The organism is Nocardia concava NBRC 100430 (genome assembly GCF_000308815.1).
GTDB lineage: Bacteria > Actinomycetota > Actinomycetes > Mycobacteriales > Mycobacteriaceae > Nocardia > Nocardia concava.
In genome coordinates, this window is sequence record NZ_BAFX01000008.1 from 64228 (window position 1) to 88804 (window position 24577).

The window sequence follows — 24577 nt, forward strand, 5'->3', positions numbered from 1 at the left end:
CCATGAACTCTGTGTTGGTTACCGGCGCGGCGCGCGGCATCGGCAAGGCCATCTGCCTGCGCATGGCGCAGCAGGGCTGGCAGGTCTACGCGGGCGTCCGCAAGCTCTCCGACGGCGAGGCCCTGACCGCCGCCGACTCCCGCATCACCCCCGTGCAACTCGACGTCACCAACCCCGACGACATCGCCGCCCTCGACGCGACCCTCCCCGCCGACCTGACCGCGGTGGTCAACAACGCGGGCATCGTCGTCGACGGCCCCGTCGAACTCCTCACCCTCGACGAACTCCGAAACCAGTTCGAGGTCAACGTCTTCGGCCAGGTAGCCGTAACCCAAGCCGTCCTCCCGCGCCTACGCGCCACCCAGGGCCGAGTAGTCTTCATCTCCTCCCTGAGCGGCCGCATCTCCACCCCCGGCACCGGCGCCTACAACGCCTCGAAATTCGCCCTCGAAGGCCTGGTAGACGCCCTCCGAGTAGAACTCCGCCCCTTCGGAATCCGCACCACCCTCATCGAACCGGGCCCCATAGCCACCGACCTCTGGTTCGGCGCCACGGACATGGTCGACACCACCACCGCCCACCTGACCGAAGCCCAGCGCGAGCTCTACAGCGCCCATCTCGCGGGCCTCCGCAAAATGTCCCAACAGGTCCCCAAGATCGCCGCCCCGGTCGAATCAGTTGTCAACGAAGTGGAAAAGGCCCTGACCATCAAACGTCCACGGGCACGGTACATTCCGGGCATCGCTGGAAAGATCCAGGTGGTAGCCACCGCCCTGACCCCCACCCCGGTCCTGGACGCCCTCTTCGCCCTGGTCTCCGGCATCCGCAAGAAGTAGCCCGGAAATGCGCGAAGCCGCCCCCGGGTGAGAGGTTCCGGGGGCGGCTCGGTGCGGAAATGCGGTTTACGCGCCGTAGACCGGCTCCGGGGTGGTGGCCTTCGAGAGCAGGTCGCGGACGACCGGGCCGAGTTCGGCCGGTTCCCAGCGGGCGCCGCGGTCGATGGAGACGCCGTGGCGCCAGCCGTCGGCGACGGTGACCTTGCCGCCCTCGACCTCGAACATGCGGCCGGTGACGCCGGCGGAGTCGGCGGAGCCGAGCCAGACCACCAGCGGGGAGACGTTTTCCGGGGCCATGGCGTCGAAGCCGTCCTCGGGGGCGGCCATCATGTCCGCGAAGACCGTCTCGGTCATGCGGGTGCGGGCCGCCGGGGCGATGGCGTTGACGGTGATGCCGTAGCGCGCGAATTCGGCCGCGGCGGTGAGGGTCAGGCCCGCGATGCCGGACTTGGCGGCGGAGTAGTTGCCCTGGCCGACCGAGCCGAGCAGGCCCGCGCCCGAGCTGGTGTTGATGATGCGGGCGTCGGGGGTGCGACCGGCCTTGGCCTCGTTGCGCCAGTACTCGGCGGCGTGCCGCATGGGGGCGAAGTGGCCCTTGAGGTGCACCTTGATGACGGCGTCCCACTCGTCCTCGCCGAGGTTGACCAGCATGCGGTCGCGGACGATGCCGGCATTGTTGACGAGAACGTCGAGGCGGCCGAAGGTTTCGACGGCGGTGGCGATCAGGCGGCGCGCGCCCTCCCAGTCGGAGATGTCGTCGCCGTTCACGACCGCGTCGCTGCCGAGGGCCTTGATCTCCTCGACGACCTGCGCGGCCGGGGAGTCCGGGCTGGGCGCGCCGTCGAGCTCGGCACCGATGTCGTTGACCACGACCTTCGCACCGGCGGCGGCGAAGGCGAGGGCGTGGGCACGGCCGATGCCGCGACCCGCTCCGGTCACGATGACGACGCGGCCGTCGCAGATCTTGTTGTCGGTCATATCGATTACCTCTTCGTGTCGATCGGGATTCAGTGGCCGGAGACGGCGGGGACGTCTGCGGTGGAAGCTTCGAGGAAGGCGGGCTTCTCGCCGCCGCCGTGCACCAGCAGCTGGCTGCCGGTGATGTAGGCGGCCAAGGGCGAGGCCAGGAAGGCGGCGGTGCGGCCGATGTCCTCGGGAGTTGCCATGCGCTGCATGGGAACCGTGCGGCTGACCGCGGCGATGCCCTCTTCGTCGCCGTAGTGCAGGTGCGAGGACTCGGTGTTGACCAGGCCGCAGATGACGGAGTTCATCCGCACCTTCGGGGCCCACTCCACCGCCAGCGACGAAACCAGGCTGTCCACACCGGCTTTCGCCGCACCGTAAGCCGCGGTACCCGGCGAGGGCCGATGCCCGGAGACGCTGGAGATCATCACGATCGATCCGCCCGTCTCCTGCTTCTGCATCACCTCATTGGCCACCTGCGAAACCAGCAGCGGCGCCAGCAGATTCAGCTGCACGATCTTGGAATGGAAGTTGGCGCTGGCGTCGGCGGCCAGGGCGAAGGGCGCGCCACCGGCATTGTTCACCACGGTGTCCAGCCGCCCGTACTTCTCGACGATCTGCCCGATCAGCCCGCGCACCGAATCCACATCGCGCACATCGCACGGCAGGAAGTCGATACCGCGTCCATTGCTCTCGACGGGGGTGTCCGCGGGCCGCCGCGCGCAGGCCACCACGGTCGCGCCCGCGTCCAGGAAGACCCGGCTGATACCGGCCCCGACGCCGCGCACGCCGCCGGTGACCAGGACGACCGAGCCGGACAGGTTTACTTCGATTCCCACCGTGCTAACCTACCAAGCACTTGCTTGTTTTGCCAACGATGGGACATTCGATGGGGATCAACCGTCACACCGAAACCGAGGGCGTCGAAGTCGTCACTGTCGACTACCCGCCGGTCAACGCACTGCCTTCGGACGGCTGGTTCGCCCTGGCCGATGCCGTCACCGCGGCCGGGAAGAACCCGGAGACCCGGGTCGTGGTGCTGCGCGCCGAGGGTCGCGGTTTCAACGCGGGCGTGGACATCAAGGAGATGAACGCCGATACCGGCCACACCGCGCTGATCCGCGCCAACCACGGCTGCTTCGCCGCCTTCGCCGCGATCTACGACTGCGAGGTCCCCGTGGTCACCGCCGTGAACGGCTTCTGCCTGGGCGGCGGTATCGGCCTGGTCGGCAACTCCGATGTCATCGTCGCCTCCGACGACGCGACCTTCGGCCTCCCCGAGGTCGACCGCGGCGCGCTCGGTGCGGCCACCCACCTGGCCCGACTGGTCCCCCAGCACCTGATGCGGACCATGTTCTACACCGCGGGCACCCTCACCGCGCAGCAGCTGCACCACTACGGCTCGGTCTTCAAGGTGGTGCCGCGGGCCGAACTCGACGCCGCCGCAATGGAAGTCGCCAAGAACATCGCCAACAAGGACGGCCGCGTCATCCGCGCCGCCAAGAAGGCGCTCAACGGCATCGACGTGCAGGACGTGCACCGCTCCTACCGCTTCGAGCAGGGCTTCACCATGGAGCTCAACCTGGCGGGCGTGGCCGACGAGATCCGGGCGCGCTTCGACGATGATCTGGCCGCGCAGAAGAAGGGGAAGTAGCAGCCATGCGCGACAAGCGAATGTCGCTCGACGAGGTCGTCGGCGAACTGCGCAGTGGAATGACCATCGGCATCGGCGGCTGGGGTTCCCGGCGCAAGCCGATGGCCTTCGTGCGGGCGCTGCTGCGTTCGGATGTCACCGATCTGACCGTGGTCACCTACGGCGGGCCGGATCTGGGTCTGCTGTGCTCGGCCGGCAAGGTCAAGAAGGCGTACTACGGCTTCGTGTCGCTGGACTCCGCGCCGTTCTACGACCCGTGGTTCGCCAAGGCGCGCACCGAGGGTGCGATCACCGTGCGCGAGATGGACGAGGGCATGGTCAAGTGCGGTCTGCAGGCCGCGGCGGCCCGGCTGCCGTTCCTGCCGATCCGCGCCGGATTGGGTTCCGCGGTCATCGATTTCTGGGAGGGCGAGCTGAAGACTGTTCAGTCGCCTTACCTGACCGACGGCAAGGCCGAAACCCTGGTCGCCATGCCCGCTCTGAACCTGGATGCCGCCTTCGTGCACCTGGATCTGGGTGACAAGCACGGCAATGCCGCCTACACCGGCATCGACCCGTACATGGACGACCTCTACATGCTCTCCGCCGAGAAGCGTTACCTGTCGGTGGACCGCCTCGTGGAGACCGAGGAACTGGTGAAAGCCGTTCCGACGCAGGCGCTCATCCTCAACCGCATGATGGTCGACGGCGTGGTCGAGGCCCCCGGCGGCGCGCACTTCACCTTCGCCGGCAGCTACGGCCGCGACGAGAAGTTCCAGCGCCACTATGTCGAGGCCGCCAAGACGCCGGAGTCGTGGGCCGAGTTCAAGGCCCGCTACCTGGATGTCTCGGAGGACGAATACCAGGCCGCCGTCAAGGCTTTCGCCGAGGAGCAGAAGTAATGACCGAGACTTCCACCATCACTCGCGCCGAGATCTGCGTCGTCGCGGCGGCCGAGATCTTCCGGGGCGCGGGCGAGATCATGGCCTCGCCCATGTCCACCGTCACCACCATCGGCGCGCGGCTGGCGCGGCTCACCTTCGAGCCGGATCTGCTGCTGTCCGACGGTGAGGCGCTGTTCTTCGCCGAGATCCCGCCGATCGGCGGCAAGGCTCCGATCGAGGGCTGGATTCCGTTCTCGAAGGTCTTCGATGTCGTGAATTCCGGTCGCCGCCATGTGGTCATGGGCGCGAACCAGCTCGACAAGTACGGCAATCAGAACCTCTCGGCGTTCGGTCCGCTGCAGCAGCCGACCCGGCAGATGTTCGGTGTGCGCGGCGCGCCGGGCAACACCATCAACCACGCCACCAGCTACTTCGTGCCCAAGCACGGCAAGCGGGTGTTCGTGGATCAGGTCGACATCGTCTCCGGAATCGGTTACGACAAGATCGATTCCGAGAACCCGGCCTACCGGTTCCACCACCTGCACCGGGTGGTGTCGAACCTGGGCGTGTTCGACTACAACGGGCCGGACCACACCATGCGGGCGCTGTCGCTGCACCCGGGTGTGAGCGCCGACGAGGTCGCGGAGAACACCTCGTTCGAGATCGCCGGGCTGGCCGAGGCGGGCGAGACGCGGCTGCCGACCGAGGAAGAGCTCACCATCATCCGGACCGTGCTGGACCCCAAGGGTTTCCGCGAGAAGGAAGTGACGGCATGACCGCCCAGCGTTTGAAGACTCCGCTGACCGAACTGGTCGGCATCGAGCACCCGATCGTGCAGACCGGCATGGGCTGGGTCGCCGGTCCGGGTCTGGTCGCGGCCACCGCCAATGCGGGCGGTCTCGGCATCCTGGCCTCGGCCACCATGTCGTTCGAGGAACTCGAGCAGGCCATCGCCAAGACCAAGGCGAAGACCGACAAGCCCTTCGGCGTCAATATCCGGGCCGACGGTTCGGACGCGACCGAGCGCTGCGAGCTGATGATCCGCGAGGGCGTGAAGGTCGCCTCGTTCGCGCTGGCTCCCAAGAAGGAGCTCATCGCGCGACTCAAGGACAACGGCGTGGTGGTGGTGCCGTCCATCGGCGCGGCCAAGCACGCGGTCAAGGTCGCCTCGTGGGGCGCGGACGCGGTGATCGTGCAGGGCGGTGAGGGCGGCGGCCACACCGGTTCCGTCGCAACGACTCTGCTGCTGCCCTCGGTGCTCGACGCCGTCGATATCCCGGTCGTGGCCGGTGGCGGCTTCTTCGACGGCCGGGGCCTGGCCGCCGCGCTCTCCTACGGCGCGGCCGGTGTCGCCATGGGCACCCGGTTCCTGCTCACCCAGGACTCGAGCGTGCCGGATTCGGTGAAGCAGGAGTACATCAAGCGCGGGCTAATGGACACCGTCGTCTCCAAGAAGGTCGACGGCATGCCGCACCGGGTGCTCAATACCGAACTCGTCGACAAGCTGGAGCACTCCAGCGGCGTGCGCGGCCTCACCGCCGCGGTGTCCAACGCCTTCAAGTTCAAGGCCATGACCGGCATGAAGTGGTCGACCATCGTCAAGGACGGCCTGGCCATGCGCAAGCACAAGGACCTCACCTGGTCCCAGGTCATCATGGCCGCCAACACCCCGATGCTGCTGAAAGCCGGTCTGGTGGAGGGCAATACGCAGGCCGGCGTCCTCGCCTCGGGCCAGGTCGCGGGCATCATCGACGACCTCCCCACCGTGGCCGACCTCATCGACCGCATCATCACCGAGGCCGTCGAGCGCATCGACAGCCTCCAGCAGTACCGCGTCACCGAACCCGCCTGACGCTCTCCCCGAAACGTGCGCGGCCACCACAGCCCGACCGCGCACCCGGATCCGCACACCGTCGGATCCACGCGCGCCCCTGTCGGCGCGCCGAGCCGTCCCCGGAACCTCTCGCCCGGGGGCGGCTTCGCGCATTTCGGGCAGCCTCTACCCGTCACTCCCAGGAACGTTGAGCGACGTTTTGTGAGCACGCGATTAGCTGTCGTGTTGGTCTGAATTGTCGGTATTGGACAAGGTTGTCGAACCTCACAGCCGGGGAGAGGGGGCTGTGAGGTCGCGGGGTGGGGGATGGTCTAGGCCAATTGGGCTGGGGCGCTTGGTGATATTGGATACGTAGGGGGTCGCACAGGCGTACGGTTTGTGGGCACCCCTAATGCGATCGGGACTTGTGCGGGATGGCGTGGTGACCGTTAGGATGACCGCGTTCCGCAAAGGTCTGGCAATCGGGGCGACAGTGTGAGTTCGAACCTGTCTCGATCTGCCGGTGCGGATCGGGATTCCGCACCCCTGGTGCGGAGACAAGCCAAGTGCGCGGTATCGATGAGGGGATGGCTGTCGCATGATCGTCGATCGTGCAATGCGCCTGGTGGCAGTGATCGCAGCTGTCGCCGGCTCGGCGCTGCTCGGGCCCGCTGCCGCGCAGGCGCAGCCGGGTGGCATCCCGCTCGATCCCGTACCCGCCGGGCAGGATCCCGGCCAGCCGACTCCGCAGTCGCAGCCTATCGGCGGTCAGACACAGGCCGTGAACGGCGCGCCGCAGCCGGTGGCGGGCCCTGATGATCTGCTCGCCATTCTGCTCGGCCTCGGAAGCGGCTCGGCCGCCGCGGGTTCTGCGGGTGTCGGTTCCGCCGCCGTCGGATCGGCCGGACTGGGCACCGTGCTCGGTGGCACCGGATCCGCCGCTCTCGGCACCGGCTCGGCCGTAACCGGCTCCGCCGGTGCGGGATTGGGCTCGGCGGTCGTGGGCACCGGTTCGGCGGGAGCGGCGACGGGTTCGGCCGCGGTCGGAACCGGCTCCGCCGCAGTGGGTTCCGCCGGTGTCGGCACCGGATCGGTGCTGGGCCTGGGTTCCGCGGGCGTCGGCTCGGCGGGCATCGGCACCGGCTCGGCCATCCTGGGCCTGCTGCTCGGTACCGGTTCGGCCGCAACGGGTTCCGCCGCGGTGGGTTCCGCGGCCGTCGGCTCGGCCGGACTGGCGGCACTGTGCACCGGCTCCGCCGCGGTCGGCTCGGCCGGAATCGGCTCCGCCGGAGTGGGTTCCGCGCTCGGCGGTTCCACGGGCGTGGGTTCGGCCGGAATCGGTTCCGCGGTCGGCTCGGCCGGTGCGGGTTCCGCCGCGGGCTCTGCCGATCTCGGTTCGGCCGCAGTGGGTTCCGCGGTGCTGGGCTCGGCCGGTCTCGGCTCCGCCGCCATCTGCGCCTCTCCCTTGCTGCTGTTGCTGATCCCGCCGCCGACCGCCCCCGCGGTTCCGCCGGTGCCGCTGGAGATCCCGCAGCCCCCGGCCGTGCCGCAGCTGCCCGCGGTGGTCGCCCCGGCCGCCGCGCTCCCCGAACCGGAGGCCGCGCCCGCCGCGCCGCCCCCGCCACCACCCGCGCCCGCCCCGGCTCCCGTTCTGGCGCAGCCGAATCCGGACGTGAAGCCCACCTCGAACAACACCCCGCTGCCGCCGTGGAAGCCGCTGTCGGTGATCGGCGGGCTGATCGCCATGGCGCTGGCCGGTACGGGCTCGGGCGCGGTGAGCTTCCAGAGCGCGTCCGCCGCGCAGGGGCGCATCGATGCCGCCCGCGCCGCATTCTTCGGACCGAGGGCGTGAGGGGACCGCGATGACCGAGAGCAAGGCTCATAGCATCGGGTCCTACCGCCGGGTGGCCGCGGCGGTGGACGCGGTATGCGCGGTGGCGGCCGATTTCGACGCCACCGATCTGGACGAGGTGGTGCTGGCCATCTCCGCGGAGCGGCGGCGGCCCATCGAGATCGCCAGTGCCCAACTGGGTCCGGGCGTCTGCGGCCAGCGCCGCAGCTATCCGGACCGCGATGTGATCGTGCTCGCGCAGGCGCTGCCCAGCCGCGAGCACACCCTCGCGCACGAACTGGGCCACATCGTCTTCGACCATCCGGGCGAGGCGGCGACCGAGGTGGTGCTGGAGGCCAGCGACGATCTCATCGCCTACATGCTCAGCCAGCGCGCGCATCAGAAGGCGGTCGATCTGGGCGACGACGAGCAGTGCGAGTGGGAGGCGGAAACCTTCGCGAGCATGCTCATGACTCGACTGCGGGTGTTCCACAGCCGGGGCGCGGGCGTCTCGGTCCTTCGATTCGATGAGGCACTCGGATGACTTTCTGGTTGGTGGCCATGTTGGTCTGGATGGCCTCGGGCGCACGGGTCGGACGCGTGCTGGTGAAACCCGCGACCACGGCACGGGTGGCGATCGTCATCGCGGTCGCCGCGGTGGCGCTGGCCGTCACCGTCGGAGTGCCCGAAATCGGTGTGGCCGTAGACCATCTCGCCCCCGGGGGAGTGCACGGCAACTGGCTCGGCGATCGAGTGGTGACCGCGGCCTGGATCATGTTCGCGACCGCGACCTCGGTGGTCGCGGCTGCCGCCTGGCCGGTGGTGTCGCGCCGGAACCTGCGCCAGATCGGCTGGATGATCTACGCGGGCGGCGCGCTCGCCATGATCCTGACCCTGCTCTGGTCCATCACCTTCGGCTGGGTGATCGTGCTGCTGGAGTGCGTGTTCATCGTGATCACCGGTGTGCGCAACCTGGATTGGACCACCCTGGGCCGCGGCATCGCGCTCTACACCGCCGGCACCTTCGTGGTCGGCGTGCTCGCGGCCCTGTCGATTCGCCGCCTGACGAACGGCGAACCGATGCCGCAGCCCGAGCACGAGGGCTGGTTCTGGCCGGTGTGGCAGCTGGCCGCCATGCTCATCGCCATGGGCGCGGTCTGGATCGTGATCGAGCTGTGGTGGCGAGCGCGGGTGCTGCTCAAGCAGATTCGCACCCTGCACCGGGTGCTGATCGCCCGCTTCCCGGAGGTGGTGGCGCACGAGCAGACCGGATCGGGCACCCAGCTCAAGGCCTCCGACCAGGTCGCGCAGATCATGGACGCGCTCTACCTGCAGTCCGGCGGCGGTGTCGAGCTGGCTGCGGCGGGTGCGCCGCCGGTCTCGGTGGCCGAGCGCGCGCAGCGGGTGGCCGACTGGGCGCGGAATCCGTTCGGAGAGGTGGTCATCGACGGCCGCTGGATCTCGCCGCCCGCGGGTGTCAGTCCGCGCGGCTGGGTGCAGGCGATCGCCCGGGCCTATGATGCCGCGGCCGGTGCGGGTGCGCCGACTGCGATCCGGGGTTCGGCACAGCGGTAGTAGGAGAGCTCGGCACAGCGGTAGTCATTTACTCAGCCATTACCATCCGGAAGCGCTCCGGAATACCTGTCGAGCGCTTCCGAAGTTGATCACGCGAAGATCACTGACGTAAATGCGATCTTGTCGCAAATGAGCAAGTCCCGTACCTCGCGTGATTGCCAAGGGCGTGGCATTCCGTCGGGCCTTCTCGAGGAGACTTCGTATCCGAGGTTTCGTCTCATCGAACCCGCCGTGCGTGGTACGGGACTTACTTGTCACTTGAAGTTGTCACTCTTGCTTGTCGCAGATGGTGCATTGGGGGCGAAACACTCACAGTGCACAAAACGACATAGTGCACAAACAAACTCACTCGTCCGTCCGGGAACGCCCGGGCAGCGATATGCCAGGTTTGTGCATAATGCACCAGCGCAGGGGTCTACGCCACATGACCTCAGCACGCTGAGACCGGTGCAACATCCTTCACTCGGACCGAATGGTCCGCCAGGACACCGGTGCCGCCCTGCAAGCGTCACCGGTGACCCGGCCTATGTCAGGTCTGGAGGAAGCCCTGTAACAAACCAACACAGTGCGGCCTCCGAGACAGCCGCACTGTGTTGCTCTGTGGCAGTGCCTATTCCGTGCCGTCCGGAGGAATTTCGGGCAGACCTTCGCTGGCCCGCAACTTCTCCGCCATAGAGGTGAGTAGGTTCTGAGATTCTTCGGACAGGTCGAACGCCCTACTCGACAGACGACGGAGTCCATAGCCCTGCAGCTGGGACAGCAGCTCGAGATCGTGATCGATCTTCGCCGCGTAGATGTCGTTGAAGAAGTAGTCCGGTTTGACCTTGAAGAACTTTGCCAGAGCAGCCACCGTCTCATCCGACGGGTTCGTGCGCTGTCCCGACCGCAACTGCGACAGATACGGTTTCGAGATCGGATGGCCGGAGGCCGTCAAGGCAGCCGCCACCTCTGCGTTCGTGTGCGGCTTACGCCCCGGGGGATGCACGGTTTCGAACAGCTTGTTCAGCCGCGCCGCGAAATCAGCCATTGTGAGCCGCCCAATTCCCTTCGCTGTACTAACAGTCGTTATCTCGGATACGTATCATTGATATTAGCGGCTCAGTAACTGAAAACCTACGCCTGATTCGTGATTTCCTTGAAGCTTCTAGGCGGTGATCCGGTTCACCCGCTGTGGCTTGGGCGTTTGCGGGCCAACGCTACGGTTCTTGCCGAGCGCTTAAGAGCCCCGGTTCTGGCCCGTCGCGAGGGTCTTCCCGGACGGGCCTCGGGTAGCCATAAGATAGCTGACGTCTCATCTTCTTGTCTGTACCGAAGTTTGTGTGGCGTACGCCACGTTTCACGCCGGGACGGATGAACGTTCAACCTGGCCGAAAATCATTGAGAGACTAGATCCGTTCGATGATCGTGCCCGTCGCGAGCGCGCCGCCGCAGCACATCAGGATCATGGCGGTGCTCTTGTCCGAGCGCTCCAGCTCGTGCAAAGCCGTTGTGATCAAGCGGGTTCCGGTGCTGCCGACGGGGTGGCCGATGGCGATGGCGCCGCCGTTGACGTTCACCCGATCGAAGTCGGGCTTGTGCACCGAGGCCCAGGACAGCACCACGGACGCGAAAGCCTCGTTGATCTCGAACAAGTCGATGTCGGACATGCTCATGCCGGAGCGCTCGAGCAGTCGCTCGCACGCCTGAACCGGACCGTCCAGGTGGAATTCGGGCTCGCCGCCGACGAGCGCCTGCGCCACGATGCGGGCGCGCGGGCGCAATCCCTCACGCTGCGCGGCCTTTTCGTCCATCAGCAGCACCGCGGATGCGCCGTCGGAGATCTGCGAGGAGGTGCCGGCGGTGTGAATTCCGCCCTCTATCACCGGCTTCAGCTTCGCCAGACCCTCGCGGGTGGTCTCGCGCAGGCCCTGGTCCCGGCTGATATCGGCGAACTCGCCGGTGAGGTTGCCCTCCTTGTCGACCTGCGGCGCGTTCTTGATGGTCAGCACCTCGCGGTCGAAGCGGCCCTCGGCCCACGCCTGCGCGGCCAGCCGCTGCGAACGCTCACCCAGCGCGTCGACATCGTCGCGAGTGATGCCGCGCCGCTTGGCGATTCGCTCGGCCGCCTCGAACTGATTGGGCATATCGATGTTCCAGGACGCGGGACGCCGCGGGCCCGCGTGCGTTCCGACGTTGGCGCCCAATGGAACATGGCTCATGGACTCGAGACCGCAGGACATGCCGATCTCGATGGCGCCGGTGGCGATGAGCCCGGCCACCAGGCCGGTGGCCTGCTGCGCCGAACCGCACTGGTTGTCGATGGTGACCGCGCCGGTCTGCCACGGCAGCCCGGCGTGCAGCCAAGCGGTGCGGGTGACGTTGTTGCCCTGCTCGCCCACCTGCATGACGCAGCCGCCGATGACCTGTTCGACCAGCGCGGGATCCAGTTCCGCGCGTTCGAGCACGCCCTGCTGCGCCGCACCCAACAGCTCGGCGGCGTGCAGGCCGGCGAGCCAGCCGTTGCGCTTGCCGATGGGCGTGCGCGCGGCCTCGACGATGACGGGAGTACCCATGTCTGTCCTTCCGGATTAGAACTGCAACGAGTTCACAACCAGTAACGTAAGCCTGTTCCGGACTATTACCTAGTCCCTTCTCTTGTTTTACCTCCTGTGCTTCAATAGCGGTAGAACGTGTTTCAGTTGGTCAAAGGAGACTGCTGGTGGTGGACGCTGCAGCCCGGCCCGGAGTGCCGGATGGATTCGATGTCACCGACCCGGAGATGTGGGCGCACCGGGTGCCGGTCGAGGAACTAGCCGAACTGCGCCGCAGCGCCCCCATCTGGTGGAATCCCAAGGATCCGCAGAAGGGCGGCTTCACCGACGACGGCTTCTGGGTGCTGTCCAAGCACGCGGACGTCAAGACCGTCTCGCGCCGCGACGATGTGTTCTCCACCTACGAGAACACCGCCATCCCGCGGTTCCAGGACGACATCACCCGTGAGCAGATCGATCTGCAGCGCTTCGTCCTGCTGAACAAGGACGCGCCCGAGCACACCAAGCTCCGCAAGATCATCTCCAAGGGCTTCACCCCGCGCGTCATCAACGGCCTGCGCGCCGAGCTGACCGCCCGCGCCGAGGCCATTGTGAAGGCCGCGGTCGAGTCCGGCACCGGTGACTTCGTGGAGCAGGTGGCGGCCGAGCTGCCGCTGCAGGCCATCGCCGAACTGATCGGTGTGCCGCAGGACGACCGCAAGAAGCTGTTCCAGTGGTCCAATGACATGACCAGCTACGACGATCCGGAATCCGACGCCGATCCGGTCGTCGCTTCCACCGAGATCCTCGGGTACTCCTACCAGATGGCGGAGGCCCGCCGGGCCTGCCCGGCCAACGACATCGCCACCCAGCTGGTCGAGGCCGACATGGACGGTGAGGCGTTGCTGCCGGAGGAGTTCGGCTTCTTCGTCATGATGCTGGCCGTCGCGGGCAACGAGACCACCCGCAATGCCACCACCCACGGCATGATCGCGTTCCTGGAGAACCCCGAGCAGTGGGAGCTCTTCAAGAAGGAGCGGCCCAAGACCGCCGCCGACGAGATCATTCGCTGGGCGACTCCGGTCAGCTCCTTCCAGCGCACCGCGCTCGAGGACGTGGAAGTCAGTGGCGTGCAGATCAAGAAGGGTCAGCGGGTCGTGCTGTCGTACCGCTCGGCCAACTTCGACGAGGAGGTGTTCGAGGATCCGTACACCTTCAATATCCTGCGTGACCCGAACCCGCACCTGTCCTTCGGCGGCACCGGCGCGCACTTCTGCATCGGCGCGAACCTGGCGCGGCTGGAGATCGAGATCATCTTCAACGCCATCGCCGACTACATGCCCGACATCTCGAAGCTCGGGGATCCGCGCCGCCTGCAGTCGGGTTGGCTCAACGGCATCAAGGAATTTCAGGTCGACTACAAGGGCGGCTGCCCGGTGAAGCACTGAGCCTGAGAAGAAAAGAAGCGGGCGACTGGATAATCCAGTCGCCCGCTTTGTATTTCGGACCCGATAAGAGGTCTAGACCTTTTTCATCGTCGCCATGGCGCGCTCGGTTTCCCAAAAGGCGCGCAGGGCCAGGATTTTCCCGTGCTCATCGACCTTGTAGGTGAAAACGCCTTCCGCGTCGATGATGTGGCCGCCCATGGTGGTGCGGATGCGGCCGGTGAAGGCCACCTCGCGCCCGCAGGCGAAGGAGTCGTCGAAGAGGAACTCGATCGAATCGGTCTGCGCGATCGCCTTGTCCCAGAACGCCGCGATGGCCTCCGCGCCGCGGTGTCCCACGCCCTCCGGATCGAAGAACGACGGCCCGACCGGATCCTCCACGATCCCGTCGGCGGCGAACAGCGCCACCCAGGCGTCCTTGTCCTTGGCGCGGACCGCGGCCTGGGAGGCCGCGCCCGCTACCCGCGCCGGGTGTTCGGTCGTGGTGGTCACGGCTGCTCACTCCCGACGACCCACATCGAGAAGTACTGCGAGCCACCGCCGTACGCATGGCCGAACGCCTTGCGCGCGTTCTCCACCTGGTAGTCGCCCGCGCGGCCCATGACCTGCTTGGCGGCCTCGGCGAAGCGGATCATGCCGGAGGCGCCGATCGGGTTGGAGGAGAGCACGCCGCCCGACGGGTTGACCGGCAGCTTCCCGCCGATGGCGGTCTCGCCGGCGTCGGTGAGCTTCCAGCCCTCGCCCTCGGGCATGAAGCCCAGGTTCTCCAGCCACATGGGCTCGAACCACGAGAAGGGGACATAGATTTCGGCCGCGTCGATCTCTTCCAGCGGGTTGGTGATCCCGGCCTGCTTCCACAGCGCCTTGGCGGCCTCCTGTCCGGCCTGCGGGTTCACCTGGTCGCGGCCCGCATAGGCGAGCGGCTCGGTGCGCATGGCGGTGCCGTGGATCCACGCCACCTTCTTGCCCTGCGCCTCGACCGACCTACCCGACTCCTCGTCACCGATCACGATGGCGCACGCGCCATCGGAGGACGGGCAGGTCTCGTCGAAACGGATGGGGTCCCACAGCATTTGGGACGCCATCACCGATTCCAGGGTGATATCCGGCTGGTGCAGGTGCGCGAACGGGTTGCGCGCGCCATTGCGGCGGTCCTTCACCGCGACCATCGCGCCCACGTGCAGCGGGGCATTGGCGCGGCGGATGTAGGCGCGCACGTGCGGGGCGAAGTAGCCGCCCGCGCCCGCGCCGACCGGCTTGGTGAACGGCACCGGATTCGACAGCGCCCACATGGCATTGGACTCGGACTGCTTCTCCCACGCGATGGCCAGCACCCGCCGGTGCACGCCCGCCTGCACCTGATTGGCGGCGACGACGGCGGTGGAGCCGCCGACCGAGCCGGCCGTGTGCACCCGGAGCAGCGGTTTTCCGGTGGCGCCCAAGGCATCCGCGAGGAACAGCTCCGGCATCATGGAGCCCTCGAAGAAGTCGGGGGCCTTGCCGACCACGACCGCGTCGATATCGGCCATGGTCAGGCCGGAGTCCGTGAGCGCCCGGTCGATGGCCTCGCGGACCATGCCCGCCATGGAGACATCCGACCGTTTGGTCACGTGATGAGTCTGTCCGGTACCCAGGACAGCGGCTGGCAAGGTCATCGTGCCTCCAGGGTGGCGACCAGGTTCTGCTGCAGCGCGGGGCCCGAACTGGCGTGTGCCAGTGCGCGATTCGCGGTGCCATTGAAGATTTCGGTGGCGGCGAAGCCGATGCGCTCGAGTCCGGCCGCGAACATCGGGTTGCCCGCGAGCGGACCGCCCGAGGGATTGATGCGGGTGTTCCCGTTCAGGCCGATGGCCTGCTTCAGGATCAGCTCCTCGTGGCTGTATTGCGTGTGCAGCTCGGCAACGTCGAAATCGCCACCGGCACCGTTGATCGCGGCCTTGGCGGCCTTGGCCGCGGATTCCGAGACGGTCAGATCGCGCGCGCCCAGCACCGGGGTGTCGATGTAGTGGGCGATGCCGGTCAGCCAGGCCGGGCGCTCGCACAGCTCGCGGGCGCGATCGCCCACGGCCAGCACGATGGCGGCCGCACCGTCGGTGATCGGCGCGATGTCGTGGGCGCGGAACGGATCCGCGACCTTCGCCTCGGCCAGCAGCTTGTCGGCGTCGCCGCCGGTGCTGCGGGCGGCGACCGCGGCCATATCGGCCTCGGTCCACTTGCCCGCGTCCAGGCCCGCACGGGCCTGCAGCCCGGCCATGGACACCGAGTCCGGCCACAGCGGCGCGACCAGGTACGGGTCGGTCTGCAGGCTCAGGATCTGACGCAGGGTGCCGGCGGAGGACTTGCCGAAGCCGTACACCAGCGCCGTCTTCGCCTGTCCGGAGCGCAGTTTCACGTACGCCTCGTACAGCGCCCAGGCCGCGTCCATCTCCACGTGCGACTCGTTGATCGGCGGCACCGCGCCGATGGAGTCGATCGCCGAGATGAACGAGAACGCCCGCCCGGCAAGGTAATCCGAGGAGCCGGAGCACCAGAAGTCGATATCGGAGACGCTGGTGCCCAGCTTGGCGTGCAGCTCCTGGAAGCACGGCGCGAGCATCTCCACGCCATTTGTGGTGCCGAAGGTCTCCGGCACGTGCGGCGCATGGGCGAACCCGACGACCGCGATGTCTGTGTTGCTCAAGGTATTTCAGCGCCTCTCTACAGGTGGTGCGCGAAAGAGTCGTAGTCGGCGTCCGGTTCGCCGGTCGGCCGGAAGTGGTCGATGTTTCCGATGGAAAGACCCCACTCCTCGCGCGGCTTCCACACGGCCTTCACCCTCATGCCCATCCGGACCTCGTTCGCCTCGATGCCGAGCACCAGGTGCAGGAACGGAATGTCGGTGCCGTCCAACAGGATGTAGGCGGCGACGTACGGGGGCTTGATCGACTGGCCCATGAACGGCACGTTCACGATGCAGAAGGTGGTGACGATGCCGGTGTCGGACACCTCGACGAAATCGTCGGTCGGCGAGCCGTCGCGCGGGTCGGCGCCGCGGGGCGGGAAGTACACCTTGCCGTCCATCTGGGCGCGGGCGCCCAGCAGCTTGCCCTCCATGAGGCCCTTCAGGAAGACGGCTTCCTGCGGGGCGGCGGTGTGCTTGATGGAGAAGTCCACCGGGGTCACGATGCCGGTGATGGGCTCGCCCGCATCCGCGGAAGGCGTTGGGGCGGTGGAGGTCTCGCCCGGCTCGAAGGCGGCGATGTCCTGGATGCGCCCGGTGCGCTCGGCGGCCCAGCGCGCCCGCACCCGCAGACCGGTCGAGATGTCCTCGGGCGAGGCCACGTCCACCGCGTGCAGGATGGCGGTGTCCGCGCCGTCCAGCTTGATCAGCGCATAGGCGAAGGGCCGGTCGAACGGCTGGCCCGGCAGCGGCTCGGCCACCCAGGACCAGGTCTGGACCGTCCCGACGTCGGAGACCTCGACGAACTCCGAGAGCGGTTCGCTGGTCTTCGGATCGAATTCCGCGGGCGGCACGATCACGCGCCCGTCGGAACCCCGCACACCGACGACCTTGCCGGATCGCAGTTCCGTGAGGAAGCGACCGATGATCGGACCGGTGGAGCGGGTGTAGTCGAATTGCATCCGCAGCGGTGCGGACAGTACTTCGGTGTTCCCCAGAGTCACGAGATCGAGTAGAACAGGTTCTAGTGATGGTGGCAAGAGCTGCGGCTGCGGCCCTGTCGACCGGCCCCGGATGTTCTAGGAAGGAACGCGAGAATGCGCTTTGGGTTGCAACTGGGATATTGGGGCGCGCAGCCGCCCGCCAATCATCGGGAGCTGGTGCTGGCCGCCGAGGAGTCCGGCTTCGACGCCGTCTTCACCGCGGAATCCTGGGGGTCGGACGCGTTCACGCCGCTGGCCTGGTACGGCTCCGACACCAGCCGGGTCCGCCTGGGCACTTCCGTGGTCCAGCTGTCGGCGCGCACGCCGACCGCCACCGCCATGGCCGCGCTGACCCTCGACCACCTCAGCGGCGGACGGCACATTCTCGGCCTCGGCGTCTCCGGCCCACAGGTGGTCGAGGGCTGGTACGGGCAGTCCTTCGCCAAACCGCTCGCCCGCACCCGCGAATACGTCTCGATCGTGCGGCAGGTGCTGGCCCGCGAGGCCAAGGTGACCAGCCCGGGTCCGGCCTATCCGCTGCCGTTCAATGGCGCGGGCGCAACGGGATTGGGCAAGCCGCTCAAGCCGATCACCCATCCGCTGCGCGCGGACCTGCCGATCTGGCTCGGTGCGGAGGGCCCCAAGAACGTGGCGCTGACCGCGGAGATCGCCGACGGCTGGCTGGCCATCTACTACACGCCGCGGCTGGCCGATATGTACAACGAGTGGCTCGACGAGGGCTTCTCGCGGCCGGGTGCGCGGCGTTCGCGCGAGGATTTCGAGATCGCGGCCACCGCCCAGGTGATCCTGACCGACGATCGCAAGGCTGCGCTCGACGCGATCCGGCCCTACAGCGCGCTGTACATCGGCGGCATGGGCGCGGAGGAGCTGAACTTCCACGCCGAGGTCTATCGCCGGATGGGATACGGCGAGGCGGTCGACGAGATCACCCGGCTGTTCCGGTCCGGCCGCAAAGCAGAAGCGGCCGCGGCGGTTCCGGACGAGCTGATCCTGGACACCACCATCATCGGCAATGAGGCCGAGGTGCGTGAGCAGTTGAAGGTGTGGGAGCAGGCCGGGGTCACCATGATGCTCATCGGCGTCCGGGATGTGGCGCAGTTCGAGCAGCTCCGTCCGCTGATCGAATCGTAGGTTTGGTTGTACTGTGTGTGACAGGGGGCACATTCGGTCCATCGACTGAGTGGGATTTGTGGCTTGTCACACACAAGAACACGTTCTATTTTGATCCTGTGAGCTACAACATTGCGGACCTCGTCGAGCACACCATCGACCTCATGCCGGAACGTGTCGCACTGGTTGACGACTCGCGTTCGGTGACCTACGCCGAATTGGAGGATCGAGCCAACCGATTGGCGCACTACCTGCAGGAACAGGGTGTGAAGCCGGGTGACAAGGTCGGCGTGTACTCGCGCAACACCATCGAGGCCGTGGAGGCCATGGTGGCCATCTTCAAGGCGCGCGCCGTGATGATCAACGTGAACTACCGGTACGTTGAGAACGAGTTGCAGTACATCTTCGAGAACTCGGACATGGTCGCGCTGCTGCACGAGCGTCGCTACAGCGACAAGGTCGCCAATGTGCTGCCGAAGGTGCCGGCCATCAAGTCCGTCATCACCGTCGAGGACGGCACCGACCTGCCGCTGCCCCCCGGCGCGGTGGAATACGAAGCGGCACTGGCCGGTTCGCACGGCGAGCGCGACTTCGAGGAGCGCTCCTCCGACGACATCATGATGATCTACACCGGCGGCACCACCGGCATGCCCAAGGGCGTCATGTGGCGGCAGGAGGACTGGTGGCGCGTCCTCGGCGGCGGCATCAACTTCTACACCGGCGTCTTCATCGAGGACGAGTGGGAGCAGGCCAAGGGCGGCGCGAGCGGCAGTACGCAGATGGTGCGCTACCCGATCCCGCCGCTGATCCACGGCGGCGCGTTCACCGCGACCCTGCACAGCCTCTTCGACGGCGGTAAGGCCGTCATGCTGCCGGAGTTCAGCGGGCACGGGGTGTGGCGCGCCATCGAGAACCACGGCGTGAACATGATCTTTATTACCGGTGACGCCATGGCCCGCCCGATGCTCGACGCGGTGGCCGAGGGCAACCCGGAAACCGGTGCGCCGTACAACCATTCGAGCCTGTGGGTGCTGGCCTCGAGTGCCGCGCTGTTCTCGCCCGCCTTCAAGGACGAGTTCATCGAGCGGTTCCCGAACGCGCTCATCACCGACTCCATCGGCTCCTCGGAGACCGGCTTCGGCGGTCTGGCCGTGGCGGCCAAGGGCGCCACCCACACCGGCGGCCCGCGCGTGAAGATCGACGGCTCCACCAAGGTCATCGACGAGAACGGCAACGAGGTCGTGGCCGGTTCCGGCCAGGTCGGCATGCTGGCCCGCACCGGCAACATCCCGCTGGGCTACTACAACGACCCGGTGAAGACCGCCGAAACCTTCAAGGTGTTCAACGGGATTCGCTACTCCATCCCCGGCGACTTCGCCCGGGTGGAGGAGGACGGCACCGTGACGATGCTGGGCCGCGGCTCGGTGTCCATCAACTCCGGTGGCGAGAAGATCTACCCCGAGGAGGTCGAGGGCGCGCTCAAGGCGCACCCGGACATCTTCGACGCGCTGGTGGTCGGCGTGCCCGACGAGCGCTGGGGCCAGCGGGTGGTCGCGGTCGTGCAGTGTCGCGGCGAGGCCCGCCCGACGCTGGAGGAGCTGCGCCCGACCCTGACCAAGGAAATCTCCTCCTACAAGATGCCGCGCAGCCTGTGGTACGCGGACGAGATCAAGCGTTCGCCCGCCGGTAAGCCGGATTACAAGTGGGCCAAGGCGCAGACCGAGGCGCGCGAGGCCGACAACCACGCGCAGGCTTCGAGTAGCAAGTAAGTTCTCGCCCAGCGAATTACAGTGATGTGATGCCCGTCCGCATTTTCTATGCGGGCGGGCATCGATCATTTTTGCGGGTTTTTCTTGTCGGTGGGCTGTGCGAGGCTGTTGGCCATGAGCGAGAAGGTAAGCAGATCCGTCACGATTTCCGATGACGTATTGCGCTCTTTCGAAGGGCATCGACGCGAACTGTGCGCCTATGCGTATCGAATGCTCGGGTCCTCATTCGAAGCCGAGGACGCGGTGCAGGAGACTTTCACGCGCGCGTGGAAGTCGTATGACTCGTTCGAGGGCCGCTCCAGTGTGCGGTCGTGGCTGTACAAGATCGCCACGAACGTCTGCCTGGACATGCTGGACGGGCCGCAGCGGCGCGCCCGGCCCATGGACCTGAACGGCCCCTCGACCCCCGATTCACAGCTGCCCGCGCCGGAGCCGGATTACGTGTGGGTGGAACCGATTCCGAACGCGCTCGCCTTCGGCGCCGATCCGGCCGAGGCCGCGAGCACGAAAGACACGCTGCGCCTTGCCTTCGTGGCGGCGGTGCAGCATCTACCCGCCAGCCAGCGCGCCATCCTGATCATGCGCGAGGTGCTGCGCTTCTCCGCCGGCGAGACCGCCGACATGCTCAATGTGTCCCCGGCATCGGTGAACAGCGCCTTGCAGCGCGCCCGCGCCACCATGTCGAAGGTGCAGGAGAAGTCCACCGTCTCCGACCCCTTCGACGAGAACAACGAGCAGCAGCGCAAACTCGTCGATGATTTCGTCAAGGCGTTCGAGGCCTACGATATGAGCGCCCTCACCGAGCTCCTCAAAGCCGATGTGGCGCTGTCCATGCCGCCGTTCTCACTGTGGATCTCCGGCCCGGAGAACGTCGCCGAGTTCATGCTCGGCACCGGCCACGCCTGCCGCGACTCCCGCATGATCCCCCTCGAGGGCGCCAACGGCCTCCCCGCCTTCGGCCACTACAAGCCCAGCGACGAGCCCGGCCTGTGGACCCCCTGGTCCATCACCACCCTGGAACTCGACGGCGACCGCATCTCCGGCCTCACCTTCTTCCTCGACACCGAAAAGCTCTTCCCCCTCTTCGGCCTCCCCATGGAACTCCGCCCGAATTAAGCCTCGTCATCCCGGCATGCTTTTGGCCGGGATCCATGGCAGCGTGGTGGATTCCGGCCAAAAGCGTGCCGGAATGACGGGGGAGCGGCGGTGACCGTGGAGCAGCTGGCGGAAGAGCGGTTGGTGGACAGCCTGCGCGACATGCTCGGGCAGGTCCGCCACGAGGCGGTCATGGCCATTGCCCGCCCGGTGCGGCCGGAGACCGAATACCGGTCCGAGGACATGGTGTTCCGGCAGCTGCACGAGGCCGGGAAACAGGTGCGGCTGCTGCTCTCGTCGGCCTACGTGGGCAGCCGGGGACGGCAGTCGGTACTGCGGCAGTTCTCGCTCGGCTCGCGGATCCGGGTCACCGATACCGACTTCTGCAATGCGCTGATCGTGGACCGGGAGCGGGCGGCGCTGTGGTCGGCGGTGCCGGGTGCGGAGTCGCGCGGCTATCTGGTCGCCGAGCCCACGCTGCTCGGCGTGGTGCACCAATTCGCCGTCCGCACCTGGCATTCCGCGCGTCAGCTGCGCGACCACCTGGAACTGCGCGACGGCGGTCTCGACGCGGTCGCGCTGGCGGTGGTCGAGCAGCTCTTCGCCGGGGTGAAGGACGAGACCGCGGCGCGGGCGCTGGGTGTTTCGCTGCGCACGTATCGGCGCTATGTCGCTCAGCTCATGGACCGGTTCGATGTCAGCACCAGATTCCAGCTGGGTGCGCGGGTGCGCGAACTCGGACTGTCGAGCTGAGCGACGGCTCGCTCGGTCAGCGGGGCACGCGCATGGTGTCGGCGTGCTCGGCCGCGTATCGCTTGGCGGCGGGATAGTTGGCCTTGCCGCTGGGCTGGCGCATGACCTCCTCGACCAGCCAATACCCGCGCGGCGCTTTGTATCCCGCGACCTTGGTGCGCAGATGCCCGTCGAGTTCGGCCAGGGCGAGCTCGACGCCCGGGCGGGGCTGCACCACCGCCGCGACGGCCTGGCCGAAGCGTACGTCCGGAATGCCGATCACCAGGGCGTCGAAGACGTCCAGGTGGGATTTGAGCGCGGTCTCGACCTCCTCCGGGAACACCTTCTCGCCACCGGTATTGACGCACTCCGAGCCCCGGCCCAGCAGCGTGACGGTGCTGTCCGCCTCGTAGCGGGCATAATCACCCGGCACTACATAGCGTTTGCCGTCGATCTCGAAGAAGATCGTCTTCGACTTCTCCGGATCCTTGTAATAGCCCAGCGGCACATGCCCGGTGCGCGCCATCCGGCCGACGGCTCCGGGGCGGGGCTCGATCAGCTTGCCGTCGTCGTCCAGCAGCGCGGACTGTGCGCCGAAGCGCACCCGCGGGCCCTGGGTGTGGTCGGAATCCTTTGTGACCACCGATAATCCGGTGCTGCCGCTCTCCGACGAGCCGATCACATCGGTGATGAACAGGTTGGGGAACAGCTCGATGTACCGCTGTTTCAGCGAGTGCGAGAAGAGCGCGGCGTGACTGCTGAGCGCCCACAGGGACGGAACCTGGTAGCGGCCTTCGTGATACGCCTCCAGCAGCGGTTTGGCCATGGCGTCGCCGACCACGGTCAGCACATTGACCCGATGGCGCTCGACAATCCGCCAGACCTCGTGGGCATCGAATCGCGGCACGAAGACCAGGGTGCCGCCGGAGTTCAGGGCCAGGAAGGCCGCCCACTGTGCGGCACCGTGGATGAGCGGGGAGAGCGGGGCCATGACGATGCCGTCCGGCGCGGATTTGGCATTGTTCGCCAATTCCCATTCGTCCGAGACGTATTCGCCGGTCACGTGGTTGATGCCGCCACCCAGTGCGCGCCACACATCCTCGTGCCGCCACATGACGCCCTTGGGCATGCCGGTGGTGCCGCCGGTGTAGAGGATGTAGAGGTCGTCGCCGCTGCGCGCGCCGAAATCGCGGTCGGGGGAGTGCGCGGCCAGTGCCGCGTCATAGTCCGGTCCGATCGCGAGCACCTCGGACAAACCCGGCGCAGATGCCCGGACCTCGGCCACGATATCGCCGTATTCCGCCTCGTGCACCAGCGCTTTCAGATCCGCGTTCTCGACGATGTAGCGCACCTCGCCGGCCACATATCGATAGTTCACGCACACCGAGACGGCCCGCAATTTGTATGTCGCGAGCATCGTTTCGAGAGCCTCGGCGGAATTGCGGGAATAGACGCCGACATGATCGCCCGCGCCGATGCCCCGGGCCGCCAGGTAATGGGCGAGCCGATTGGCGCGCCGGTCGAGTTCGCGATAGGTGAACCGGCGATCCTCGCAGATCAAGGCGGTCCGATCGGGGACCGCGTCCGCCGCGTGTTCGAAAAGGTCTGCCACATTGAAAGCCATGGGCTCACAGTGGCTTTCGCGGGTGTGAAGGGACAGTTCATCGGATGGCAGGAAGCTGCCATCGGGCCTCGATCGGCGGGGTTGATCCGCGAGCCGGTCCCCTCCTGTCCAGCCATAGACATGAACCCGGCCCGCGGCTCTCCTACCTTCGCCGGACCGGGTTTCAAGATCAAGATCAGCGACCCACCCGCATTGGGTGTGTGACACGGGTTGTGCCGCACAACGGTTCGCTGGGAGGTCCTGCGATTCACCACCCCACGATTGTGGAGGTATCGGGATCTTCGGTGGCCGGGTCGGGGTCGCGCGGGGTCAGGCTGAACAGCTCCATATCGCGGTGGGGGTAAGACCAGCGCAGGCAGTCGACCTGGTACTTCGAGACAGTGCCGGTGGCCGGGTCCCGGATGAGTGCGGTGTCGTCGGCCAGTACCTCGGGTGGGCACGGAGTGTTCCAGATGCGGTCGAACTCCGGGTTCGACCGGCAGGCCTCGCGGATCTCCCGCACCCGCTCGAGCGGTGTGGTCGCGAGCGCGTACTCCTGCAGGCCGAAGACGCAGCGATGGATGAAATCGGCCCAGTTGACCATGATCTGGGGTGCGCGGGGGTCGGTCATGGTCGCCACGATGATGTTGAGGGGACGGGTCGCGGATCCGAGGCGGGGATCCAGCCAGGGGAACATTCGGACGCCCAGCGCATTGCCCGCGAGGATGTTGAATTCGGGTATCTGGTGCAGGCACGCGGGTCCGCGCAGGTTGCGCATGAAGACCCGCATGCCCTCGGTCACCGAGCCCGAAGCTCCCGCGGACACCCCCAGGTCGTCACCGGTCGCTATGGACCACAGCACCCGGCGGCGGTTCATGGGGATCTCGAACAGCCGGGCCAAGGCGTTGAGGGTGTCCTGATGCGGAATGCGCTGTCCGTTCTCGATCTTCTCGTAGCCGCTGGTCGACATGTGCAGGGCGTCGGCCACGGCCCGCTGGGTCATGCCCTGGCGCAGCCGTTCCCGTTTGAGATACGCGCCCAGCGAGATTCCGCCGCGCGTTTCCGGCGCCTCGGTCATCGATCGGTTCCTTCGTTCACGAAGGACACGATGCCAC

The 24577-nt window shown here is 67.1% G+C and carries 23 protein-coding genes; 13 read left to right on the plus strand and 10 right to left on the minus strand.

Translation table 11 applies throughout. From position 1 onward, the window contains the following. Positions 1–2: 2 nt before the first annotated feature. On the plus strand, positions 3–836 hold the full coding sequence (locus tag ON43_RS02670; protein ID WP_040803095.1) for an SDR family oxidoreductase: 834 nt from the start codon (positions 3–5) through the stop codon (positions 834–836). 66 nt (positions 837–902) lie between these two features. Here the strand turns inward: ON43_RS02670 and ON43_RS02675 are convergent, their stop codons facing one another. Further along, entirely contained in the window at positions 903–1814 is a 912-nt protein-coding gene (locus tag ON43_RS02675) for an SDR family oxidoreductase (protein WP_040803098.1), read from the minus strand. Positions 1815–1843: 29 nt separating this feature from the next. Beyond that, a complete protein-coding gene (locus ON43_RS02680; protein ID WP_040803170.1) occupies positions 1844–2632 on the minus strand; it encodes an SDR family oxidoreductase in 789 nt (262 codons plus the stop codon). A gap of 56 nt (positions 2633–2688) precedes the next feature. On the opposite strand from ON43_RS02680, the gene ON43_RS02685 reads away from it, so the two are divergent. From ON43_RS02685 to ON43_RS02715, 7 genes are all read left to right on the plus strand, one after another. Continuing rightward, on the plus strand, positions 2689–3453 hold the full coding sequence (locus ON43_RS02685; protein WP_040803100.1) for an enoyl-CoA hydratase family protein: 765 nt from the start codon (positions 2689–2691) through the stop codon (positions 3451–3453). A gap of 5 nt (positions 3454–3458) precedes the next feature. Beyond that, positions 3459–4334 (plus strand): CoA transferase subunit A, encoded by an 876-nt coding sequence (locus tag ON43_RS02690; RefSeq protein WP_040803102.1) that lies wholly within the window; start codon positions 3459–3461, stop codon positions 4332–4334. Beyond that, positions 4334–5092: a CoA-transferase subunit beta gene (locus ON43_RS02695; protein ID WP_040803105.1), complete on the plus strand. Its 759-nt coding sequence runs from the start codon at positions 4334–4336 to the stop codon at positions 5090–5092. Before ON43_RS02690 ends, ON43_RS02695 begins: the two co-directional genes overlap by 1 nt. Continuing rightward, the gene (locus ON43_RS02700) at positions 5089–6168 is read left to right on the plus strand and encodes an NAD(P)H-dependent flavin oxidoreductase (protein WP_040803107.1); all 1080 of its coding nucleotides are present in this window, start codon (positions 5089–5091) and stop codon (positions 6166–6168) included. Before ON43_RS02695 ends, ON43_RS02700 begins: the two co-directional genes overlap by 4 nt. A gap of 559 nt (positions 6169–6727) precedes the next feature. Continuing rightward, a complete protein-coding gene (locus ON43_RS42090; protein ID WP_051177807.1) occupies positions 6728–7981 on the plus strand; it encodes a hypothetical protein in 1254 nt (417 codons plus the stop codon). Between the two features lie 10 nt (positions 7982–7991). Continuing rightward, the gene (locus ON43_RS02710) at positions 7992–8504 is read left to right on the plus strand and encodes an ImmA/IrrE family metallo-endopeptidase (RefSeq protein WP_040803108.1); all 513 of its coding nucleotides are present in this window, start codon (positions 7992–7994) and stop codon (positions 8502–8504) included. Continuing rightward, a complete protein-coding gene (locus ON43_RS02715; RefSeq protein WP_040803109.1) occupies positions 8501–9535 on the plus strand; it encodes a hypothetical protein in 1035 nt (344 codons plus the stop codon). Before ON43_RS02710 ends, ON43_RS02715 begins: the two co-directional genes overlap by 4 nt. 610 nt (positions 9536–10145) lie before the next feature. Here ON43_RS02715 and ON43_RS02720 read toward each other — a convergent pair. Both ON43_RS02720 and ON43_RS02725 read right to left on the minus strand, forming a co-directional pair. Continuing rightward, positions 10146–10562 (minus strand): helix-turn-helix domain-containing protein, encoded by a 417-nt coding sequence (locus tag ON43_RS02720; protein WP_011207048.1) that lies wholly within the window; start codon positions 10560–10562, stop codon positions 10146–10148. 358 nt (positions 10563–10920) lie between these two features. Next, on the minus strand, positions 10921–12087 hold the full coding sequence (locus ON43_RS02725; protein ID WP_040803110.1) for a steroid 3-ketoacyl-CoA thiolase: 1167 nt from the start codon (positions 12085–12087) through the stop codon (positions 10921–10923). A gap of 206 nt (positions 12088–12293) precedes the next feature. Between ON43_RS02725 and ON43_RS02730 the strand changes: the two genes are divergently transcribed. Next, entirely contained in the window at positions 12294–13493 is a 1200-nt protein-coding gene (locus tag ON43_RS02730) for a cytochrome P450 (RefSeq protein ID WP_051177814.1), read from the plus strand. A 72-nt stretch (positions 13494–13565) separates the two neighbouring features. Here the strand turns inward: ON43_RS02730 and ON43_RS02735 are convergent, their stop codons facing one another. Genes ON43_RS02735 through ON43_RS02750 form a run of 4 tightly spaced genes read right to left on the minus strand, consistent with a single transcriptional unit; the run spans position 13566 to position 17153 of the window. Then, on the minus strand, positions 13566–13982 hold the full coding sequence (locus tag ON43_RS02735; protein WP_040803113.1) for a nuclear transport factor 2 family protein: 417 nt from the start codon (positions 13980–13982) through the stop codon (positions 13566–13568). After that, a complete protein-coding gene (locus ON43_RS02740; RefSeq protein WP_040803115.1) occupies positions 13979–15145 on the minus strand; it encodes a thiolase family protein in 1167 nt (388 codons plus the stop codon). The genes ON43_RS02735 and ON43_RS02740 overlap by 4 nt, the downstream gene beginning before the upstream one ends. Continuing rightward, complete coding sequence (locus ON43_RS02745) at positions 15142–16170, minus strand: thiolase family protein (RefSeq protein ID WP_040803117.1); 1029 nt, start codon at positions 16168–16170, stop codon at positions 15142–15144. The genes ON43_RS02740 and ON43_RS02745 overlap by 4 nt, the downstream gene beginning before the upstream one ends. A 17-nt stretch (positions 16171–16187) precedes the next feature. Beyond that, the gene (locus tag ON43_RS02750; RefSeq protein WP_040803120.1) at positions 16188–17153 is read right to left on the minus strand and encodes a Zn-ribbon domain-containing OB-fold protein; all 966 of its coding nucleotides are present in this window, start codon (positions 17151–17153) and stop codon (positions 16188–16190) included. Between the two features lie 93 nt (positions 17154–17246). On the opposite strand from ON43_RS02750, the gene ON43_RS02755 reads away from it, so the two are divergent. From ON43_RS02755 to ON43_RS02770, 4 genes are all read left to right on the plus strand, one after another. After that, a complete protein-coding gene (locus ON43_RS02755) occupies positions 17247–18284 on the plus strand; it encodes an LLM class F420-dependent oxidoreductase (RefSeq protein ID WP_040803121.1) in 1038 nt (345 codons plus the stop codon). Between the two features lie 98 nt (positions 18285–18382). Then, positions 18383–20032 (plus strand): acyl-CoA synthetase, encoded by a 1650-nt coding sequence (locus ON43_RS02760; protein WP_040803123.1) that lies wholly within the window; start codon positions 18383–18385, stop codon positions 20030–20032. A gap of 114 nt (positions 20033–20146) precedes the next feature. Next, a complete protein-coding gene (locus tag ON43_RS02765) occupies positions 20147–21148 on the plus strand; it encodes a sigma-70 family RNA polymerase sigma factor (RefSeq protein ID WP_040803125.1) in 1002 nt (333 codons plus the stop codon). 90 nt (positions 21149–21238) lie between these two features. After that, on the plus strand, positions 21239–21880 hold the full coding sequence (locus ON43_RS02770) for a response regulator transcription factor (RefSeq protein WP_051177808.1): 642 nt from the start codon (positions 21239–21241) through the stop codon (positions 21878–21880). A gap of 16 nt (positions 21881–21896) precedes the next feature. Here the strand turns inward: ON43_RS02770 and ON43_RS02775 are convergent, their stop codons facing one another. Continuing rightward, a complete protein-coding gene (locus ON43_RS02775; protein WP_040803126.1) occupies positions 21897–23483 on the minus strand; it encodes an acyl-CoA synthetase in 1587 nt (528 codons plus the stop codon). 247 nt (positions 23484–23730) lie between these two features. Then, on the minus strand, positions 23731–24540 hold the full coding sequence (locus ON43_RS02780; RefSeq protein ID WP_040803128.1) for a helix-turn-helix domain-containing protein: 810 nt from the start codon (positions 24538–24540) through the stop codon (positions 23731–23733). Between the last annotated feature and the right edge of the window lie 37 nt (positions 24541–24577).

Coding starts and splice junctions, on each gene's coding strand:
- ON43_RS02690 (WP_040803102.1), top strand. CDS start 3,459: ATGCGCGACAAGCGAATGTCGCTCGACGAGGTCGTCGGCGAACTGCGC.
- ON43_RS02730 (WP_051177814.1), top strand. CDS start 12,294: ATGTGGGCGCACCGGGTGCCGGTCGAGGAACTAGCCGAACTGCGCCGC.
- ON43_RS02700 (WP_040803107.1), top strand. CDS start 5,089: ATGACCGCCCAGCGTTTGAAGACTCCGCTGACCGAACTGGTCGGCATC.
- ON43_RS02720 (WP_011207048.1), bottom strand. CDS start 10,562: ATGGCTGATTTCGCGGCGCGGCTGAACAAGCTGTTCGAAACCGTGCAT.
- ON43_RS02775 (WP_040803126.1), bottom strand. CDS start 23,483: ATGGCTTTCAATGTGGCAGACCTTTTCGAACACGCGGCGGACGCGGTC.
- ON43_RS02715 (WP_040803109.1), top strand. CDS start 8,501: ATGACTTTCTGGTTGGTGGCCATGTTGGTCTGGATGGCCTCGGGCGCA.
- ON43_RS02780 (WP_040803128.1), bottom strand. CDS start 24,540: ATGACCGAGGCGCCGGAAACGCGCGGCGGAATCTCGCTGGGCGCGTAT.
- ON43_RS02755 (WP_040803121.1), top strand. CDS start 17,247: ATGCGCTTTGGGTTGCAACTGGGATATTGGGGCGCGCAGCCGCCCGCC.
- ON43_RS02740 (WP_040803115.1), bottom strand. CDS start 15,145: ATGACCTTGCCAGCCGCTGTCCTGGGTACCGGACAGACTCATCACGTG.
- ON43_RS02685 (WP_040803100.1), top strand. CDS start 2,689: ATGGGGATCAACCGTCACACCGAAACCGAGGGCGTCGAAGTCGTCACT.
- ON43_RS02710 (WP_040803108.1), top strand. CDS start 7,992: ATGACCGAGAGCAAGGCTCATAGCATCGGGTCCTACCGCCGGGTGGCC.
- ON43_RS02670 (WP_040803095.1), top strand. CDS start 3: ATGAACTCTGTGTTGGTTACCGGCGCGGCGCGCGGCATCGGCAAGGCC.
- ON43_RS42090 (WP_051177807.1), top strand. CDS start 6,728: ATGATCGTCGATCGTGCAATGCGCCTGGTGGCAGTGATCGCAGCTGTC.
- ON43_RS02765 (WP_040803125.1), top strand. CDS start 20,147: ATGAGCGAGAAGGTAAGCAGATCCGTCACGATTTCCGATGACGTATTG.
- ON43_RS02695 (WP_040803105.1), top strand. CDS start 4,334: ATGACCGAGACTTCCACCATCACTCGCGCCGAGATCTGCGTCGTCGCG.
- ON43_RS02675 (WP_040803098.1), bottom strand. CDS start 1,814: ATGACCGACAACAAGATCTGCGACGGCCGCGTCGTCATCGTGACCGGA.
- ON43_RS02725 (WP_040803110.1), bottom strand. CDS start 12,087: ATGGGTACTCCCGTCATCGTCGAGGCCGCGCGCACGCCCATCGGCAAG.